The sequence below is a fragment of the Acidovorax sp. SUPP2825 genome (genome assembly GCF_030158995.1).
Classification (GTDB): domain Bacteria; phylum Pseudomonadota; class Gammaproteobacteria; order Burkholderiales; family Burkholderiaceae_C; genus Paracidovorax.
The window spans coordinates 53,726-73,339 of sequence record NZ_BQXK01000017.1 but is presented as its reverse complement, the minus strand read 5'-3'; the positions used below and the strand labels follow the sequence as shown (position 1 = coordinate 73,339).

16 protein-coding genes are annotated in these 19,614 nt (G+C 68.8%); 10 read left to right on the top strand and 6 right to left on the bottom strand.

The features are described from left to right. Nucleotides 1-107: 107 nt before the first annotated feature. The 6 genes from hutU to AVAK2825_RS19165 form a co-directional block, all read right to left on the bottom strand. Entirely contained in the window at nucleotides 108-1,838 is a 1,731-nt protein-coding gene (hutU, locus tag AVAK2825_RS19190; RefSeq protein ID WP_284401835.1) for a urocanate hydratase, read from the bottom strand. A gap of 13 nt (nucleotides 1,839-1,851) precedes the next feature. Next, on the bottom strand, nucleotides 1,852-3,438 hold the full coding sequence (gene hutH, locus AVAK2825_RS19185) for a histidine ammonia-lyase (protein ID WP_284401833.1): 1,587 nt from the start codon (nucleotides 3,436-3,438) through the stop codon (nucleotides 1,852-1,854). Nucleotides 3,439-3,502: 64 nt separating this feature from the next. Further along, nucleotides 3,503-4,288 (bottom strand): histidine utilization transcriptional repressor HutC, encoded by a 786-nt coding sequence (gene hutC, locus AVAK2825_RS19180; RefSeq protein WP_284401831.1) that lies wholly within the window; start codon nucleotides 4,286-4,288, stop codon nucleotides 3,503-3,505. A 23-nt stretch (nucleotides 4,289-4,311) separates the two neighbouring features. Next, a complete protein-coding gene (locus AVAK2825_RS19175; RefSeq protein ID WP_272563942.1) occupies nucleotides 4,312-5,097 on the bottom strand; it encodes an ABC transporter ATP-binding protein in 786 nt (261 codons plus the stop codon). After that, nucleotides 5,094-5,972 carry an ABC transporter permease gene (locus tag AVAK2825_RS19170; RefSeq protein ID WP_502870567.1) on the bottom strand — a complete coding sequence of 293 codons (879 nt, stop codon included), beginning with the start codon at nucleotides 5,970-5,972 and terminating at the stop codon, nucleotides 5,094-5,096. The genes AVAK2825_RS19175 and AVAK2825_RS19170 overlap by 4 nt, the downstream gene beginning before the upstream one ends. Nucleotides 5,973-5,992: 20 nt before the next feature. Continuing rightward, complete coding sequence (locus AVAK2825_RS19165; RefSeq protein ID WP_284401829.1) at nucleotides 5,993-6,958, bottom strand: ABC transporter substrate-binding protein; 966 nt, start codon at nucleotides 6,956-6,958, stop codon at nucleotides 5,993-5,995. A gap of 573 nt (nucleotides 6,959-7,531) precedes the next feature. Between AVAK2825_RS19165 and AVAK2825_RS19160 the strand changes: the two genes are divergently transcribed. From AVAK2825_RS19160 to AVAK2825_RS19115, 10 genes are all read left to right on the top strand, one after another. Further along, complete coding sequence (locus AVAK2825_RS19160; protein ID WP_284401827.1) at nucleotides 7,532-8,374, top strand: STAS domain-containing protein; 843 nt, start codon at nucleotides 7,532-7,534, stop codon at nucleotides 8,372-8,374. Nucleotides 8,375-8,387: 13 nt separating this feature from the next. Next, a complete protein-coding gene (locus AVAK2825_RS19155; RefSeq protein WP_284401825.1) occupies nucleotides 8,388-8,762 on the top strand; it encodes an STAS domain-containing protein in 375 nt (124 codons plus the stop codon). Continuing rightward, nucleotides 8,752-9,156 carry an anti-sigma regulatory factor gene (locus tag AVAK2825_RS19150; RefSeq protein WP_272563946.1) on the top strand — a complete coding sequence of 135 codons (405 nt, stop codon included), beginning with the start codon at nucleotides 8,752-8,754 and terminating at the stop codon, nucleotides 9,154-9,156. The genes AVAK2825_RS19155 and AVAK2825_RS19150 overlap by 11 nt, the downstream gene beginning before the upstream one ends. After that, nucleotides 9,147-10,202 carry an ATP-binding SpoIIE family protein phosphatase gene (locus tag AVAK2825_RS19145; protein ID WP_284401821.1) on the top strand — a complete coding sequence of 352 codons (1,056 nt, stop codon included), beginning with the start codon at nucleotides 9,147-9,149 and terminating at the stop codon, nucleotides 10,200-10,202. Before AVAK2825_RS19150 ends, AVAK2825_RS19145 begins: the two co-directional genes overlap by 10 nt. A 20-nt stretch (nucleotides 10,203-10,222) precedes the next feature. After that, the gene (locus tag AVAK2825_RS19140) at nucleotides 10,223-11,206 is read left to right on the top strand and encodes an ATP-binding protein (protein ID WP_284401819.1); all 984 of its coding nucleotides are present in this window, start codon (nucleotides 10,223-10,225) and stop codon (nucleotides 11,204-11,206) included. A 4-nt stretch (nucleotides 11,207-11,210) separates the two neighbouring features. Then, nucleotides 11,211-13,190, top strand: coding sequence for a hybrid sensor histidine kinase/response regulator (locus tag AVAK2825_RS19135; RefSeq protein ID WP_284401817.1), 1,980 nt, complete (start codon nucleotides 11,211-11,213; stop codon nucleotides 13,188-13,190). Nucleotides 13,191-13,198: 8 nt separating this feature from the next. Further along, complete coding sequence (locus tag AVAK2825_RS19130) at nucleotides 13,199-15,871, top strand: ATP-binding protein (RefSeq protein ID WP_284401815.1); 2,673 nt, start codon at nucleotides 13,199-13,201, stop codon at nucleotides 15,869-15,871. 221 nt (nucleotides 15,872-16,092) lie between these two features. Next, on the top strand, nucleotides 16,093-16,752 hold the full coding sequence (locus AVAK2825_RS19125; protein WP_284401813.1) for a biliverdin-producing heme oxygenase: 660 nt from the start codon (nucleotides 16,093-16,095) through the stop codon (nucleotides 16,750-16,752). Next, nucleotides 16,749-18,971: an ATP-binding protein gene (locus AVAK2825_RS19120; RefSeq protein ID WP_284401811.1), complete on the top strand. Its 2,223-nt coding sequence runs from the start codon at nucleotides 16,749-16,751 to the stop codon at nucleotides 18,969-18,971. Before AVAK2825_RS19125 ends, AVAK2825_RS19120 begins: the two co-directional genes overlap by 4 nt. A gap of 69 nt (nucleotides 18,972-19,040) precedes the next feature. Continuing rightward, nucleotides 19,041-19,427 carry a response regulator gene (locus AVAK2825_RS19115; protein ID WP_272563952.1) on the top strand — a complete coding sequence of 129 codons (387 nt, stop codon included), beginning with the start codon at nucleotides 19,041-19,043 and terminating at the stop codon, nucleotides 19,425-19,427. The last annotated feature ends 187 nt before the right edge of the window (nucleotides 19,428-19,614 follow it).

The window sequence follows — 19,614 nt, the reverse complement described above, 5'->3', positions numbered from 1 at the left end:
GGAAGCGGCCCGGGATCACACGCCCCCATTCCCGGCCATTGGGAATGGGGTTCCCCTTTTTCTCGCGGAATGGCGAAATTCCGTTTTCCGACGGCCCTGCGGATGCCTCAGCGCACCATGGGAAGGTTCAGGCCCTGACTGCGTGCGGTGGCCACCGCGATGTCGTAGCCCGCGTCGGCATGCCGCATCACGCCCGAGGCCGGGTCGTTCCACAGCACGCGGCCCAGGCGCGCGGCCGCCTCATCGGTGCCATCGGCCACGATGACCACGCCGGCATGCTGCGAATAGCCCATGCCCACGCCACCGCCGTGGTGCAGGCTCACCCACGTGGCGCCGCCCGCCGTGTTGAGCAGCGCGTTCAGCAGCGGCCAGTCGCTCACCGCGTCGGTGCCGTCCTTCATGGCCTCGGTCTCGCGGTTGGGGCTGGCCACCGAGCCGGTGTCCAGGTGGTCGCGGCCGATGACGATGGGCGCCTTGAGTTCGCCGCTCCTGACCATTTCGTTGAAGGCCAGCGCCGCCTTGTGGCGCTCGCCCAGGCCCAGCCAGCAGATGCGCGCGGGCAGGCCTTGGAAGGCGATGCGCTCGCGCGCCATGTCCAGCCAGCGGTGCGTGTGGTGGTTGTCGGGGAACAGCTCCTTGATCTTGGCATCGGTCTTGTAGATGTCCTCCGGGTCGCCCGACAGCGCCACCCAGCGGAACGGGCCCTTGCCTTCGCAGAACAGCGGGCGGATGTAGGCGGGCACGAAGCCGGGGAAGTCGAAGGCGTTCTTCACCCCCTCGTCGAACGCCACCTGGCGGATGTTGTTGCCGTAGTCCACCGTGGGAATGCCCATGGCCTGGAAGTCCAGCATGGCCTGCACGTGCACCGCGCACGACTGGGCGGCGGCCTTCGTCAGGGCGGCATGCTGTGCGGGGTCCTTCATCGCGGCCTGCCATTGCGGCACTGTCCAGCCAGCGGGCAGGTAGCCGTGGATCAGGTCGTGGGCGGAGGTCTGGTCGGTCACCAGGTCGGGTTTCAATCCGCCCGCCTTCGCGCGGCGTACCAGTTCGGGCAGCACCTCGGCCGCGTTGCCCAGCAGTGCGATGGAGACGGCCTCCTTCGCGTCGCAGTGCTGCCGGATCAACTCCAGCGCATGGTCGATGTCGCGCGCCTGCTTGTCCACATAGCGCGTGCGCAGGCGAAAGCCGATGCTGCTTTGCTGGCACTCGATGTTGAGCGACACCGCCCCCGCGAGCGTGGCGGCCAGGGGCTGCGCGCCGCCCATGCCCCCCAATCCCGCCGTGAGGATCCACTTGCCGGAGAGGTCGTTGTCGTAGTGCTGGCGGCCGGCTTCGACGAAGGTCTCGAACGTGCCCTGCACGATGCCCTGGCTGCCGATGTAGATCCAGCTGCCGGCCGTCATCTGGCCGTACATGAACAGGCCCTTGCGGTCCAGTTCGTTGAAGTGTTCCCAGGTGCCCCACTTCGGCACCAGGTTGGAGTTGGCCAGCAGCACGCGCGGTGCGTTCTCGTGCGTCTTGAAGACGCCCACGGGCTTGCCGGACTGGATGAGCAGGGTCTCGTCGGCCTCCAGCACCTGGAGGGACGACAGGATCTGGTCGTAGCAGGCCCAGTCGCGCGCGGCGCGGCCGATGCCCCCGTAGACCACCAGATCCTGCGGGCGCTCGGCCACCTCGGCATCCAGGTTGTTCTGGATCATGCGGTAGGCGGCCTCGGCCAGCCAGTTCTTGCAGTTCAGCTGGCTGCCGCGCGGGGCGCGGATCACGCGCGTGGGGTCGTGGCGCGGGTCGGCGAGCGGGGCTGCGGCGGTGGAGAGGATGGCGTCGTTGGCGTTCATGGCAAAGGCTCCTTCACGAAATCTGGGAAACGAAGCTGGGCAGGTGGGCGGTCACGGGCGCGGGCCAGGCGGATTCCTGGGCCCAGCCGCGCATGGCCTCGATGTCGGTGGCGAGAAAGCGGTCCTGCTCCAGGAAGGCGACACGCGCGCGGATGGCGGCGATCTGCGCTTCGATGAGCGGCGAGCTTTTCAGCCACGGGGTGGCGGTGGCGCCCGGTGCGGGCACGCGGTCGAAGTCGATGCCCTGGGTGGCGGCCATGGCCTCGATGCCGACCACCACCGCCGTGTTGCGCACCATGTCGGTCAGGCGCCGCGCGGCGTAGGTGGCCATGGACACATGGTCTTCCTGGTTGGCCGAGGTGGGCAGGCTGTCCACGCTGCCCGGGTGGGCCAGCGACTTGTTCTCGGACGCCAGCGCCGCGGCCGTGACCTGCGCGATCATGAAGCCCGAGTTCACGCCGCTGTCGCGGATGAGGAAGGCCGGCAGGCCCGACAGGCCGGTGTCCAGCAGCAGCGCCAGGCGCCGCTCGGAGATGGCGCCGATCTCGGCCACCGCCAGCGCGATGATGTCGGCGGCGAAGGCCACCGGCTCGGCGTGGAAGTTGCCGCCCGAAATCACGTCGCCCGTTTCGGAGAACACCAGCGGGTTGTCCGAGGCGGCATTGGCCTCGATCTGCAGCACGCGCGCGGCATGCTGCAGGTTATCGAGGCACGCGCCCATCACCTGCGGCACGCAGCGGATCGAATACGGGTCCTGCACGCGACCGCAGTGCGGGTGCGACGGATCGATCTCGCTGCCCTCCAGCAGCGCGCGCACCGCGGCCGCCACGGCGATCTGCCCCGGCTGGCCGCGCGCTTCGTGGATGCGCGCATCGAACGGCTTGACCGAGCCCTTGATGGCTTCGAGCGACAGCGCGCCCGACACCAGCCCGGCCGCGAACACGCTCTCGGCGCCGAACAGCCCGGCCAGCGCGAGGGCCGTGGACACCTGCGTGCCGTTCAGCAGCGCCAGCCCTTCCTTGGGGCCGAGCACGAACGGCTCGCAGCCGATGGCCGCCATGGCCTCGCGGCCCGGCACCGTGCGGCCCTGCACCCTGGCCTGGCCCTCGCCGATCAGCACGCAGGCCAGGTGGGCCAGCGGTGCCAGGTCGCCCGAGGCGCCGACCGAGCCCTTCGCCGGGATCACGGGCAGCACGTCGGCATTGGCCAGGGCGAGCAGCGCATCGACGATGGCGGGCCGCACGCCGGAGTGGCCCCGCGCCAGGCTCACCGCCTTGGTGGCCAGCACCATGCGCACCACCGCGTCGGGCAGCGGATCGCCGGTGCCCACGCTGTGCGACAGCACCAGGTTGCGCTGCAGTTCGGCCAGCCGGCCGTGGGCGATCTTCGTGCTGGCGAGCTTGCCGAAGCCGGTGTTGATGCCATAGACCACCTGGTCTTCTTCGACGATGCGCTGCACCGTGGCCAGCGAGGCCTGCATGCCGGCCTGCGCGGCCTGGTCCAGCGACAGGCGCACGCCGCCCGCGCTCAAGCGCCGCAGTTCGCCCAGCGTGACGCGGCCGGGGTGCAGCACCAGGGTTTCAGGGGAGGAATCAGTCATCAAGTTCATCCTGTATATACAAGTAGGTTCGAGCGAAAAGGAAGCAAATGAAAGCGGCGGCCCGCTATCCGAACACGGGATTGCCGTCGGCGCGGAAGCGGCTGCCCAGGCGGTAGCGCGAGGCGGGATGCAGGCAGCGCACCAGGGTCACCGGCACGCCGCGGCTCCAGGTGCGGCGGGTGAGCAGCAGGCACGGCTGGGCGGGCTCCATGCCCAGCAGCTGCGCCTGCTCCGGCGTGGGCAGCACGGCATCGACCACGTGCTCCACCTGGTCGAACGGCACGTTGCGCACCAGGAATTCCGAGGGCTGCAGCTGCGTGAAGTCCTGCTGCGCGAAGGTGGGCACCACGCGCGGGTTCACGTAGCGGTCTTCCAGCTGCACGGCCACGCCGTCCTCGCGGTGCACGCACACGGCATGGAACACCGACTCGCCCGTGCGCAGGTCCAGCGCCGCGGCCACCTCCATCGAGGCCGACACGCGCTCCACCGTGAGCACGTCGCAGCGGTAGTCGTGCCCGCGCTGGCGGATCTCGCTGGCCAGGTTGGCGATCTGCAGCAGCGTGGACTGCGGCTTGTCCTCCGCCACGAAGCTGCCCACCCCGGCCACGCGCACGATGCGGCCCTGCTCGGACAGCTCGCGCAGCGCGCGGTTGACGGTCATGCGCGACATGCCGAACTGGAGCACCAGCTCGCTCTCGGACGGCAGCCGGTCGCCCGCGCGCCAGGAGCCGTCCTGGATCTTGCGGGCGATGAACTCCTTGACCTGCTGGTACAGCGCCAGCGCAGGCTCCACCGGCGCCGCGGCAGCGGATTCGGCTTCGGCGTTGGCGCGGAGGGCGGCGGCGTTCATGTCGGCGGGTTTCTTGGAGCGGCTCAATGCAGGTCCGCCGCCATGGACTCGGCGCGGATCTCCTCGGTCAGCCGCGCCTTCAGGTCCATGAACTCGGGCGAGGTCTTCACGCGGTAGTGCCGCGGGTGCGGCAGGTCCACCGCCAGCTCGGTCTTGATGCGGCCCGGCCGGGCGCTGAACACCGCCACGCGGTTGGCCATGAAGATCGCCTCGTCGATGTCGTGGGTGACGAACATCACCGTCTTGCGCTCGGCCTCCCAGATGCCCAGCAGCAGCTCCTGCATGAGCACGCGGGTCTGGTTGTCGAGCGCGCCGAAGGGTTCGTCCATCAGCAGGATCTTGGGGTCGTTGGCGAGGGCCCGGGCAATGGCCGTGCGTTGCTGCATGCCGCCCGACAGCTGTTTGGGGTAGTGCTGCTCGAAGCCGCGCAGGCCGACCTTGGCGATGAAGTACGCCGCCCGCTCCTTCTGCTGCGCCTCGGGCATGCCGCGCTCGCGCAGGCCGAAGCGGATGTTCTGCTCGATGGTCAGCCACGGAAACAGCGTGTAGCTCTGGAACACCATGCCGCGGTCGGCGCCGGGGCCGTCGATGCGCTGGCCGTCCAGCAGCACCTCGCCCGCGGTGGGAAAGTCCAGCCCCGCCACGATGCGCAGCAGCGTGGACTTGCCGCAGCCGGACGGTCCGAGGATGGTGACGAAGTCGTTCTCGCGCACCTCGAAATCCACCGGCAGCAGCGCCTGGGTGGCCTGGCCGCGCGCGCCGGCGAAGGTGCGTGACACGCCGCGAACGGAAAGCATCGGTGCGGTCATAGCGTGCTCCAGGCGAAGAGGCGGCGGTTGGCCGCCTTGAAGGCGAAGTCGGACACCAGCCCGATGACGCCGATCACGATGATGCCGAAGATGATCTGCCCCGTGTTCAGCAGCGCCTGGCTGTCGGTGATCATGTGGCCGATGCCTGACGACGAGCCGATCAGCTCGGCCACGATCACGTAGGTCCAGGCCCAGCCCAGCACCAGGCGCAGCGTTTCGGCAATGCCGGGCGCCGCGCCGGGGATGAGCACGCGGCGCACGATGCCCGTGTTGCCCGCGCCCAGCGTGTAGGCCGCCTCGACCAGGTCGCGCCGCGCGCCGCCCACGGTCACGGCCACCATCAGCGTGATCTGGAACACCGAGCCGATGAAGATGACGAGCAGCTTCTGCGCCTCGCCGATGCCCGCCCACAGGATGAGCAGCGGAATGAAGGCCGAGGCCGGCAGGTAGCGGCAGAACGACACGAAGGGCTCGAAGAACGCCTCCACCGGCTTCCAGGCGCCCATGGCGATGCCCAGCGGCACCGCGACCACGGCCGCCAGCACGAAGCCGCCGAGCACGCGCCATACCGTCATGCCGATGTCCTTGTGAAAGCCGTACTCGGTGAACAGCAGGCCGCCTTCCTTGAGCATGGTGGCCGGACTGGCCAGGAACGTGGGCGACACGAAGCCGCCCAGCGTGAAGAACGACCACACGGCGATGAACACCACGAAGAACGCCAGGCCCAGCACCCAGCGGGCGCGCGGGCTGACGGGCTCGAGCGGCGCCATGGCGCGGCGGCGAACGGGAACGGGGGCAGGCCCCGCCCGCAGCGCGGCGGGGGCGCTGGCGGAGGGCCCTGCGGCAGTGTGGCGGGCGGCAGTCGTCGCGGGCATGGTGGCAGGCTCCCGTGCCATCACTGGATGAAGCTGGCGTCGAAGGTGGCTTCGAGTTTTTCAGGCGCCTTGCGGATCACGCCGGCCTCCAGCAGGATGGGCACCGACTCCTTCATGAACTGCATCAGCTCGCCGGCGAAGAACTTCTGGTTGGCCGCCTTGTCCTGCCAGCGCAGGTAGGCCGAAGACTTGGCGAACTGCTCGCCGCTTTGCTTGACGGCCGAGCCCATGATCTCGTTGGCCTTGGCCGGGTCCGCCTTGATCATCTCCAGCGCCTCGAAATACGAGTTGGCAAGGGCCTGCGCCGCCTTGGCGTTGGCCTTGAGCCAGGTGGGCGCGCAGCCCACGGTGTCCATCACCATGGGGTAGTCGATGGTGGTGGCCAGGATCTTGCCGGCCTGCGGGTTGGCGCGCACGGTGGACAGGTAGGGCTCGTAGGTCATGGCGGCATCGTTCTGGCCGGACACGAAGGCCTGCGCAGCGGGCTGGGGTTCGAGCGAGACGGTCTTCACGTCCTTGAGCGTCATGCCGTTCTTGTTCAGCATCCAGGCCAGGCCGAAGTACGGCGCGGTGCCCGGCGCGCTCACGCCGATGGTCTTGCCCTTCAGGTCGGCGAAGCCCTTCACGTCGTTGCGCACGGCCAAGCCGTCGGCGCCGTAGGATTTGTCCATCTGGAAGATCTGCACGATGGGCACGCCGTTGGCGTTCCAGGCCACGTGCGTTTCCACCGTCGTGGCCGCACACTGGATCGCCTCGGAGGCCAGGGCCAGGTGGCGGTCTTTCTGCGGAATCATCTTGAGTTCCACATCCAGGCCGTTCTTCTTGAAAATGCCCGCCTTGTCGGCCAGCGTGAGCGGCGCGAAGCCCGTCCAGCCCGACATGCCCAGCGCAATCTTCACGTTCTGCGCCTGGGCCTGCAGGGACAGCCCCGCCACACAAACGCCCGCCACCGCCAGCGACACCCTTTTCAAAACCGATCGGCCCATCATCTGCTCCTCACAAGAAAAGATCGAGTCGCGCACCTGGAAAGCACGCGCCGCATTGCTCCGGCGCCCGGAATGATGGCGGTGCGACAGGCCTGTCTATACAGGGTTACTACGCACAAGCCCTGATTTGGGCACGCACATTCCCACCGGGCGGGAGCCCCGGAGGCGGGCGATGTCTCGCGCCGGTCCGGTTGACGGGTGGGCTTGCAAGATCGGGGCCCGGCCGGCGCCCAGGCGAGCCGATCCGACGGCATTCCGGCAGACGCTATTATTTTCATAGCGCAGAAGGCATGAAATATCCCGGCAACGGCCCTGTTTCGATCCCAAAGGCCCCATCGCCGGCGGCAGGCGGCCACCGGCGCCACCGCTGCGGCGACCGGCGCAGGCCCGCACCGAAGGTCCGGCCTGGTGCACCCCGCGCATCGCCATCCCACCGACTGCCCCAGCGCTGTGCGTCCCGGGCGCGCTTGCCGCGGAAAGTAGGTACAAGCCCGGTGCCCGCGCAGGGCAAGCCGGCGTGGCACGGGGGCCCCGCCCGTTAGAATTTGTTTTTATCTAGAAAAGCGCCCTGCCATGAAGCAGCAACACCCGGCCCTTCTTTCCCTTCTGGAAACCCACGAAGCCGCCATCCTGGACGAGTGGTTGGCCGAGGCAGGCGCCCAAGATCCCACCCACCAACGCGCCACGGCGGCGCAAGCGCGAGAACTGCTGCAGCTGCTGCGCAGCGCGCTGCAGGCCGGCGGCGACGCGCAAGGCCCCAATGGCCCGGCCTGGCAAGGCATGAACGAGGCGCTCGAAGCGCTCTCGCGCTCGCGGGCCTCGCGCGGCCAGACGGCTGGCGACACCAGCGTGTTCGTCCAGGCCATGAAAAAACCCCTCTTCACGCTGCTGCAGCAAACGGTGCCCGTCCATGCCGACCTGGTCCCGGCGCTGTGGTCCGCCACGGCGCTGGTCGACCAGTTGGCCCAGCGCACGGCCAACACGTTCCAGCAGGCGCGCGAGGACATCATCCGCCGCCAGCAGGAAGAGCTGCTGGAGCTGTCCACCCCCGTGGTGAAGCTCTGGGACGGCGTGCTGGCCGTTCCCATGATCGGCGTGCTGGACAGCAACCGCACCCAGGTGGTGATGGAAACGCTGCTGCAGCGCATCCTGGAGACCGAGTCGGAACTCGCCATCATCGACATCACCGGGGTGCCCACCGTGGACACGCTGGTCGCGCAGCATCTGCTCAAGACCGTGGCGGCCATCCGGCTCATGGGCGCGGACTGCATCATCAGCGGCATCCGCCCGCAGATCGCGCAGACCATCGTGCACCTGGGCATCGACCTGCAGGGCATCTACACGCGCGCCAACCTGGCGGACGCGCTGTCGCTGGCGCTGCAGAAGACCGGCTGGCGCATCACGCGCGCCGCCTGATCCGGAGCACCCCATGGACCGCATTCCCATTCTTCGCATGGGCGAAACCCTGCTGGTCACCATCCAGGTGGACATGCAGGACCGCACCGCCATGCAGCTGCAGGACGACCTGGCCGACCGCATCGCCAAGACGGGCGCCACCGGCGTCATGATCGACATCTCGGGCCTGGAAATCGTGGACTCGTTCGTCGGGCGCATGCTGAGCAGCATCTCCGGCATCGCGCGCATTCTCTCGGCCCACACGGTGGTGGTGGGCATGCAGCCCGCCGTGGCCATCACCCTGGTGGAACTGGGGCTGTCCCTGGAAGGCGTGCGCACCGCACTCAACGTGGAGCGCGGAATGCAATTGCTGGAGCGCATCCGCCAGGAGCCACCCCTTGTCCGCTGATCCCGCCGGCACGTTGCCGATCGCGTCGGAGCAGCACATCGTCGCCTGCCGGCAGACGGTCCGCGTCCTGTGCACGCAGCTGAAGTTCTCGCTGGTGGACCAGACGAAGCTCATCACGGCGGCCAGCGAGCTGTCGCGCAACACCCTGGTGCACGGTGGCGGTGGCCGCATGCGCTGGGAAACCCTGGAGCGGCAGGGCCGCCATGGCCTGCAGCTGCATTTCGAAGACGAGGGGCCGGGCATCTCCGACCTGAAGCTCGCCCTGACCGATGGCTGGACCTCGGGCGGCGGCATGGGCCTGGGGCTACCGGGCAGCCGGCGCCTGGTCAACGAGTTCGACATTCACACGGCCCCTGGCGAAGGCACCCGCGTGAGCATCACCAAATGGAAGTAGCCGCCCCCACGGGCAACGCCCCCCAGTTGCTGATGGGATGGACGCACACGGCCTTCGCAATGGGTGACACCAGCTGCGTGGGCGAAGCACGGCGCTTCGCCGCCCACGCGAGTGCCGAGATGGAATGGGGCGACACCGACAGCGGGCGCCTGTCCATCGTGGTGACCGAGCTGGCCAACAACCTGCACCTGCACGCCCACGAGGGGCGCTTGCTGATCGCGGCCGTGCCGGCGCTCGACCTGGTGGAGGTGATCGCCATCGACCACGGGCCCGGCATAGCGGATCTGCCGCTGTCCATGCGCGACGGCTACTCCACCGGTGGCACGCAGGGCGCCGGGCTGGGTGCGGTCCGGCGGCTGGCGGACGATTTCGATATCCACTCCTCCGTGCCGCAGGGCACGGTGTGCGTGGCCCGCGTGCGCCAGCACCGGGAGGCGGGCGATGCGCCAGCCGCCATGCCCCAGACCCTGCGGGTGGGGGCCATCCGGTTGCCGCTGGCGGGCGAGATCGTGTGCGGCGATGCCTGGGCCGCGGCCCTGGACGGCCCCCGGGCCGCGCTGCTCGTGGCCGATGGCCTGGGCCATGGCAGCGAGGCAGCCAAGGCGTCCGACGCGGCGGTGGACCTGTTCCTGCAAGCCCCGTTCGGCGACCTGCGCGAGCAGATCGAAAGCATGCATGCCGAGCTGCAGTCCACGCGGGGCGCCGCCGTGTGCAGCTTGCGGCTGGATGCCACGGCGGCCACCGTGCGCAGCTCGGGCGTGGGCAACGTGGTGGCCCGCGTGGTCACGGGCCTGTCGGACCGTTCGGTCGTCACGCAGCACGGCACGGTGGGCCTGACCATGCGCCGGCCGCAGGAGACCACCACCGAGCTGCCGCCCTATGCGCTGCTGGTGGTGCACAGCGACGGCATCGAAACCCGCTGGCATCCCGCCAGCATCCAGCACCTGCTGGGCAGCGATCCCACCCTGGTGGCCGCCGTGCTGCTGCGCGATCACCACCGGGCGCGCGACGACGCGACCGTGGTGGTGGTGCAGTGCATCGAGTGACCCGAAGCACGAAAGACACCATGGACGGCACCTCCGACCTCATTTCCGACCGCACTTTCCAGGCACCCGCCACGCCGGCACCGACGCCGGCCCCCACTGCTGCGCCCCAGGAATCCATCGAGGCGCTGCGCGCCGCCCTGGCCGAAAGCCAGCGGGAAGTCCAGGAGCTGAGCGCCGAGCTGGAGGAAACCAACCGCGGCGTGGTCGCGCTGTACTCCGAACTGGACGCGCAGGCCGAGCAGCTGCAAAAGGCCACGGAGATGAAGAGCCGTTTCCTGGCCTACATGAGCCACGAGTTCCGCACACCCATCAACTCCATCCGCAGCATCGCCCGGCTGCTGGCCGACCACGTGGACGGGCCGCTCAACACCGAGCAGGCCCGCCAGGTGGGGTTCATCCAGAGCACCGCGAGCGAGTTCGCCGACATGGTGGACGACCTGCTCGACCTGGCCAAGATCGAGGCCGGCCGCGTGGAAATCTCGCCCGCCTGGTTCGACATGCTGGACCTGTTCCAGGCCCTGCGCGGGATGTTCCGGCCGGTGCTGACCAACCCGGACGTCAACCTGTTCTTCGACGAGCCTCAGGGCATCGCGCCGCTGTACACGGACGACCGCAAGCTGTCGCAGATCCTGCGCAACTTCATCTCCAATGCGCTCAAGTTCACGCCCCGGGGCGAAGTGCGGGTATCGGCCCACGCCGTGGAAGGCGACCGCGTGCGCTTTTCGGTGACGGACACGGGCATCGGCATCGCGCCCGAATTCCATTCGAGCGTGTTCGACGACTACACGCAGATCGGCTCGTCGCTGCAAAAACGCCTGCGCGGCACTGGCCTCGGGCTGGCCGTGAGCCGCCAGTTGGCCGAGTTGCTGGGCGGCACGGTCACGCTGGAGAGCGCGCTGGGCAGCGGCTCGGTGTTCTCGCTGACGCTGCCGCTGCGGCTGCCGGGCAACGAAGCCGCGGCCACGGGGGCTCCCGCAACCACCGAGGGCGGTCCCCATGGGTAACGGCATGCAGGACGTCAGCGCCATCCACACGACCATCGACCGCGCCGCGCACACGGTGCTGGTGGTGGACGACAACCCGGTCACGCGCTACTCCACCGTCCGGGTCATCCGTGCTGCCGGTTTTCAGACCGTGGAGGCCGACAACGGCACCGAGGCCATCCGCCTGGCGGCCACCGGCGTGTCGGCGGTGGTGCTGGACGTGCACCTGCCCGACATCGACGGCTTCGAGGTCTGCCGGATCATCCGCCAGCAGGAAGCCACGGTGCTGCTGCCGGTCACGCACCTGTCCGCCGCCCACGTGCACAGCGAAGACCGGGTGACCGGCTTGAACGCGGGGGCCGATGCCTATCTCACGCATCCGGTGGAGCCGGCGCTGCTGGTGGGCACGCTGCAGGCGCTGATCCGTGCGCGCATGGCCGAAGACGGCCTGCGCCGCAGCGACCGCCGCTTTCGCGCCATCTACAGCCAGGCGCTGGCGGGCATCGGCCTGATCCAGCCCGACGGCCGTTTCACCGACGTCAACCCCGCCATGATGCGGCTGCTGGACCGCTCGCGCGAGGAGCTGCTGGGCCACCCCATCAGCGACTTCGCGCCGCCCGGCTGGCTGGACTTCATCACCGAAAAAACCGTGGGGGGAGAGCGGGGCCAGCCCTGGCAGGGCGAGTTTCCGCTGCAGCGCCCCGACGGCGCATGGGTGTACCTGGAGTGGAGCATCTCGGCCCACGTGGAGCCCGGCCTGCGCATGGCGATCGCGGCCGACATCTCCGAGCGCATGGAACTCGACTCCCGCCGCCAGGACGTGCTGGAGCGCGAGCAGGCGGCCCGCGCCACCGCCGAGCGGCTGAGCCGCACCAAGGACGATTTCATTGCAGTGCTCTCGCACGAACTGCGCACGCCGCTGAACGCCATCGCCGGATGGGTGCACATCCTCAAGCGCCGCGGCGGCACGCCCGAACTGCTCAAGGGCCTGGACTCCATCCACCGCAACGTGAAGGCGCAGGCGCGCATCATCTCGGACATCCTCGACGTGTCGCGCATCAACAGCGGCAAGCTGCACCTGGAGCGGGAATGGATCGACCCCGTCGAATCGGTGCGCTCCTCCATCGACGCGCTGCAGGCCTCGATCGCCGAAAAGCGCCTGGACGTGGTGCTGGCCGTGCAGGACGCCAATGCCCCCGCCTGGCTGGACCCGACACGCTTTCAGCAGATCTTCTGGAACCTGCTGACCAATGCCATCAAGTTCTCCAACGACGGCGCGCGCATCGACGTGTCGCTACGGCGCGAGAAGGGCCAGCTCACCCTGTCCGTGCGGGACTACGGGCGCGGCATCGCCAGCGAATTCATCGACCACCTGTTCGACCGGTTCACGCAGAGCGACTCGCCCGACAACCGCCGCCACGGCGGCCTGGGCCTGGGGCTGTCGATCGTCAAGCAGCTGGCCGAACTGCACGGCGGCCGCGCCACTGCCGTGAGCGCCGGGCTCGACCAGGGCACCACCATGCAGGTGATGCTGCCGGTGGACCACAAAGGGGGTGACACGGCACGCGCCGCGCCCCGGGGCGACGATGCCCCGGCCGATCCGCCGATGAACGACCGGCCCCTGGCGGGCCTGGACATCCTCATCGTGGAAGACCACCCCGATGCGCGCGAAATGCTCACCGTGGTGCTCACCGATGGCGGCGCGCGCCTGCGCGAAGCCGGCGACTACGACGCGGCCATGCAGGCCCTGGCCGAACGCTGGCCCGACGTGCTGGTCTGCGACATCGGCTTGCCCGGGCGCGACGGCTACGACCTGGTCCGTAGCCTGCGCTCGCTGCCCCTGCCCAGCGGCAAGGTCCAGCCGATCGCCATCGCGCTGACCGCCTTCTCCCGCGCGCAGGACGCGCAGCGGGCTCTGGAAGCGGGATTCGACGCGCACCTGGGCAAGCCCTTGCAGCCCCATGCCCTGATGGCCACCATCAACCGACTGGCCGATTCACGCTGACTTTTTGCATGACCCCCTCCCCTGCCACCGCCACCACCGCCGACAGCGACCGCTTCGCGCACATCTTCGTCGGGGACAGCGAGATGGCGCAGCTCATGCGCGCCCACGACTGGGAGGCCACCCCGCTCGGATCGCCGGCGTTCTGGCCCGAGCCGCTGAAAGTGGCGCTGCGCATCCTGCTCACTTCGCGCTTCGAGATGTGGCTGGGCTGGGGTCCGGACATCGCTTTCTTCTACAACGACGCCTATCGCCCCACGCTGGGGGCCAAGCACCCGCGAGCGCTCGCGCGCCCGACCGCCGAGGTGTGGGCGGAGATCTGGGACCAGGTGAAGGGCCGCATGCACGCCGTGTACGAGCGGGCCGAGTCCACCTGGGACGACTCGCTCATGCTGCTGCTGGACCGCGCGGGCTACCTGGAGGAGACGTACCACACGTTTTCGTACAGTCCCTTGCACGGCGACGACGGCCAGGTCTTCGGCCTGTTCTGTGCGGTATCGGAAGACACGGGCCGCGTGCTCAACGAGCGGCGCCTGCGCCTGCTGCGCGAACTGGGCGCGGCGCTGTCGGCGGTCAACAGCCGCCGGGCCGTGCTCGACACCGCCTGCGAGCGGATGGGCCAGGCACAGCGGGACCTGCCGTTTTCACTCGTCTACCTGTACGAACCCTCGGGCGTGGCTCGCCTGAGCTGCAACGCAGGCATCGAACAGGGCCATCGGCTGGCGCCCACCGTGCTGGATATGAACTCCCGGGAGCCCTGGCAGGTCCACCGCCTGCAAACCGGCGACGCGGCCTTCGCCGTGCCGCTGGATGCGGCGCACGACGTGCCCACCGGCGACTGGGATACGCCGGCGCGGGCCGCGTTCGTCGTCGCGCTGCCGGCGCAGGGCGGCGCGCGGTCGGCGGGGTTCATGGTCTGCGGGGCCAATCCGCACCGGCCCATGCACGACGGCGAGGCCATGGCGTTCGTGCAGTTGCTGGCCGGCCAGATCGCCTCGCGGCTGGCCAGCGCCGGGGTGCTGGAAGAAAGCACGGCGGAACGCGATCGCCTGCGCAGCCTGTTCCAGAAGGCGCCCGGCTTCATGTGCGTGCTGCGCGGCCCGGAGCATGTGTTCGAGTTCGTCAACGATTCCTATGTGCAGTTGATCGGGCACCGCAGCGTGGAAGGCAAGCCGGTGCGCGAAGGCCTGCCCGAGCTGGAAGGCCAGGGGCTGTACGAACTGCTGGACGAGGTCTACCGCACCGGGCAGCCGTACCTGGCCCAGGGCCTCAAGGTCCTCATCCAGCAAAAGCCCGGCATGCCGCTGGCCGAGCGCTACCTGGATTTCATCTACCAACCCACCACCGACGGCCAGGGCGAGGTCACCGGCGTGTTCGCCGAGGGCTACGACGTGACGGAAAAGGTCGTGGCCGAACAGGAGCTTCGCGCGCTGAACAGCCACCTGGAAGCGCGCGTGGTCGAACGCACCCAGGAGGTCGAGAACGCGCTCGCGCGCCTCACCACCGAATCGCGCGAGCGCGAAGCCGCGCAGGAGGCGCTGCGCCAGTCGCAGAAGATGGAGGCCGTGGGGCAGCTCACGGGCGGGCTCGCGCACGATTTCAACAACCTGCTGGCCACGATCACGGGCAGCCTGGAACTGCTGCACCGCCGCGTGGGCCAGGGCCGCTACGACGACCTGGAGCGTTATGTGAGCGTCGGCCAGGGCGCCGCCAAGCGGGCGGCCTCGCTCACCCACCGCATGCTGGCCTTCTCGCGCCGGCAGACACTGGACCCCAAGCCCACGGACGTGAACCGGCTCGTGAAGGGCATGGAAGAGCTGATCCGGCGCACCATCGGGCCTGAAAACGAGTTGGAAGTGGTGGGCGCCGTCGGCCTGTGGACCACGCACGTGGACCCCCACCAGCTGGAAAGCGCCCTGCTCAACCTGTGCATCAACTCGCGCGACGCCATGCCGGGCGGCGGCCGGCTCACCATCGAGACCGCCAACAAGTGGATGGACGAGCGTGCCTCCCTGGACCGCGACCTGCCCCCGGGCCAGTACGTGTCGCTCTGCGTGACCGACACCGGCACCGGCATGGCGCCCGAGATCATCCACCGCGTGTTCGAGCCCTTCTTCACCACCAAGCCGATCGGCATGGGCACGGGCCTGGGGCTGTCGATGGTCTATGGATTCGCGCGGCAGTCCGGCGGCCAGGTGCGCGCCTACTCCGAGCCCGGCATGGGCACGACCATGTGCATCTACCTGCCGCGGCACGAGGCGCCAGCCCAGGACATCGACCTGCCCTCGGTGCCGTCGATCGCGGGAGGCCAGGGCTCGGGCACCGTGCTGGTGGTGGACGACGAGCCGAGCGTGCGGTCGCTGGTGGTGGAGGTGCTGCAGGAGATGGGCTACGACACCATCGAAGCGCAGGACGGGGCATCGGGGCTGCTGGTGCTGCAATCGAGCACCCACCTCGACCTGCTGATCACCGACGTGGGCCTGCCCGGTGGAATGAACGGGCGGCAGATGGCCGACAGTGGCCGGGTCTACCGGCCGGACCTGAAAATCCTGTTCATCACCGGGTATGCCGAGAACGCGGCCGTGGGCAACGGCCACCTGGAGCGGGGCATGCAGGTGCTCACAAAACCCTTCACGCTGGATGCGCTCGCGCGCCGGGTGCAAGGGCTCATCGCCCCGCCCTGAGGTCCTGCCCGTTGAGCCATCCCACTGCAGCCGAGAGGCACGGAGTTCGCCATCGCTGCCGCAGCAGCAGCGGCCTCGGGCCGTACCGGCCCCGCCCTCTGCAAGCACAGGTGTTGCAGGCACAAAACAGACGGTTAACCTGCCCGCTGCCATGGGCAGATCCAGCCCCTAGAATCTTGCTGCAGTCTTTTCTGCCCATCCCGATCCCCTGCCCTTCTTCCGTGTCACAGCGATCCCCTCTCCCTTCCGGCACCCCGGTGCCGGAGACCGACTGCCTTTCGGCGCTGCGACGAACCACGAAGGAATCGCACGCGCAGCTGGATGCCAGCCTGCCGCTCGGCAGGGCCGATGCCAGCCTGGAAGACTACCGCCACCACACCCTGGCGCTGAGCGCCTGGCTCACGGCGCTGCAGCCGCACTTGGCCGCCCTGGAGTCGCTGGTGCCCGGTTTCGACTTTGCGCGCCCCGCCCGCCTGCACGCCTTGCACGCGGATTGGCTGGCAACGCACGCCGCGCCGGCGCACGCCAAAGACGGCTTCGGTGATACCAGCGGCTGCACGCAGGAGATGGCGGCGCAGGCGTTTTCCGCCTTCGGGGCGCCAGGCCATGCCGCCGTCTGCTGGGGCCTGGCCTATGTGGTGGAAGGCTCGCAATTGGGCGGCCAGTTCCTGTACCAGCGCCTGGCGCCCCGGCTGGCGCCGCATCCGCTGCGCTACTTACAGGGCCTGGGTGCCGGCACGGGTTTGCGCTGGAAACATTTCACCAGGCTGCTCGACACCCACGTGCAGAGCCGTTTCGATATCCAGGCGGCGTGCGCCGGCGCACGCGCCGGCTTCGATGGCCTGCGGCAACAGTTGCAGGGCCAGGGGGTGCTCGCATGATCCAGTCATTCACACCCGGCACCACCACCACGCTGGACAACTGCGATCGCGAGCCCATCCACGTGCCGGGCAGCATCCAGAGCCATGGCACCCTGATCGCGGTGGACCGCGAAGGCGTGGTCCGCTATGTCGGCGCCAACGTGCAGGCCCTTCTGCACTGCGGCGTGACCGTGGGCGAGCCCCTGCCCGAAAACCCGGGCACCGTGTGCCCGCTGATTGCCGCGCTCCTGCAGGACGGCCTGCAGGCGCTGCGGGGCGAGCGGGATGTGCCCATGCCCAGCGAGCTGCAGGTGCAAGACCGCCAGTTCGACGTGGTGCTGCATGTCGGCAGCGCGATGCTGGTGGCCGAATTCGAACTGCGCCACCAGACCCACAGCGAGCTGGCAGGCTTTGCCGTGCAGGCCCACCGCGCGATGGAAAAGCTGCGCCGGCCCCGGGCCATCGACGAGTTGCTACAACTGGCGACCGAAGAATTGCGGGCCCTGACCGGCTTCGACCGGGTGATGGCCTATCGCTTTCGCCACGACAGCAGCGGCGAAGTGGCCGCCGAATCGTGCGTCGACACGCTCGACCCCTACCTGGGCCGGCGCTATCCGGCCAGCGACATTCCAGCGCAGGCACGCCGGCTCTACGTGGCCAACACCCTGCGGCTGATCGCCGACGTGCGCTCGGCCGCGGTGCCCCTGCTGCAAGAGGCCGGCGCGCCCCCGCTGGACCTGAGCGGCAGCATCCTGCGCAGCGTGTCGCCGATCCACATCGAATACCTGTCCAACATGGGCGTGGGTGCCTCGATGAGCGTGTCCATCGTGATCAACGAACAGCTCTGGGGCCTGATCGCCTGCCACCACATGGGTCCACGCCAGGTGCCTTACAGCGTGCGCATGGCCTGCGACGTGATCGCCCAGGTGCTGTCGGCCAACATTCAGAGCACGCTCTCGCGCTCCCAGGCGGAGCGCTTGCAGCAACTGGCCGGTGCGCGGACCCACCTCATCGAAGAGTTGCTGCACGCGGACGACGAATTCACCGCCCTGACCCAGCACACGGCCGAGATGGCCGCCATCTTGCAGGCCGATGCGGCGCTGGTGGCCCATGGCGCGAAGCTGACCGTTTTCGGCGAGGTGTCGGAAGCGGCGGGCAGCGCCATCGTGCAATGGCTGGCCGCCGAGCCGGTCCAGGACCGGCAGCGCCTGTTCCAGACCCAGTCGCTGCCGCAGCTTGCACCCGACCTGGCCGCCGTGACGTCGCCCTGGTGCGGCGTGCTGGGCATTCCTTTCGACCGGGACCGCAACGGCTGGTTGATCTTTTTTCGCAAGGAGCAGATCGAGACCATCCACTGGGGCGGCAAGCCGGACAAGGACATCCGCCACGGCCCCCTGGGCCCGCGACTCACCCCGCGCGGCTCGTTCGATCTGTGGAAGGAAACCGTCCGGTCCACCGCCGAGCATTGGAGCACGCTGGAACTGGACGCCGCCCGGCAGTTGATGGACGAACTCGTGCGCGTGCAGAACGCGCGCACCGCCGAGATCAATCGCACGCGCAACCAGCTGATGGCCGTGCTGGGCCACGATCTGCGTGACCCGCTGCACTCCATCAGCATGGCCGCGCGTGTGCTCGAACAGGGCGGCACCGACGGCGGGCGGGCCGGCAGGATCGGCCAGCGCATCCAATCCTCCAGCAGCCGCATGCAGCGGCTGGTGAGCCAGGTGATGGACATGTCGCGCCTGCAGAGCGGCCTGGGACTGGATCTGCAGCGCACGGACGTGGATCTGGTCGCCCTGCTGAACGACCTCATCGACGAGGCCCGCACGGCGCACCCCGGCACCGAGATCGTGGGCACCATCCCCGCTGCCCTGAAAGCCCAGGTCGATGCCGATCGCATTGCCCAGGTGGTCGTCAACCTGATCGGCAACGCACGGCACCATGGGCAGAGCGGACATCCCATCGAGGTGCATGCCAGCGCCACTGGTGAATGGCACGAGATCGCCGTGCGCAATGTCGCCGCCCCCATTCCGGAAGACATCGCCCGCAATCTGTTCAGCCCGTTCAAGGCCTCTTCGGTCGGCAACGCGCGCAATCGGTCGGGGATGGGACTGGGGCTGTACATCGCCTACCAGATCGTCCAGGGGCACGGGGGCAGCATCGGGTACGAATACCGCGCCCCCCATGTTGTCTTTTCGGTCCGGTTGCCGGTGCAGAGGCCGGGCACAATAGAGGCTTAAGAAGAAGACTATTGGACTTGATCGTTCGATGGTCTTTAAAAAAACACTGTACCGTCAGCGAAGCCCCGCATGCCTGCAGACATTCTCATCATTGACGACAACCGCGATGCCTCCGAACTGCTGAGCGACCTGCTCGATCTGCAGGGCTACACGGTGCGCGTCGCCCACAGCGGCAGCGAAGCGCTGCAGCATATGGCGCAGCGCCCCGCCTCGCTGTTCCTCGTGGACCAGCAACTGCCCGACATGCTCGGCACCCAGCTCGTTCCGCAACTGCGCGCTGCAGCGGCCGGCCGGCCCTGCATCGCGATCGCCATCACGGGATTGGGCGTTTCGGACCGGGCGCAGCTGATCGGTTTCGATCACGTGCTGGCCAAACCGCTGGCCTTCGATGCGTTCGACGCCCTGATCGCTGCCTGCGCAGCCCAGCTGGACCAGCAAGGCGACGCCGAGCGCTGACGGATAGCTGACGACCCCGCTCCACCCGGGCGCACGCGGCCATGCTGCGACAAGCCAACCAACCGTCGGCCGGCATGCGCGTGGCGATAATGCCTCGCTCCATGGCGAGTGCACGTGAATGTCGGGGAATGTACGGGCTTCAGGGGCTCCAGCCGCCGCCAAGCACTTCGCCTTTACCTATAAAACA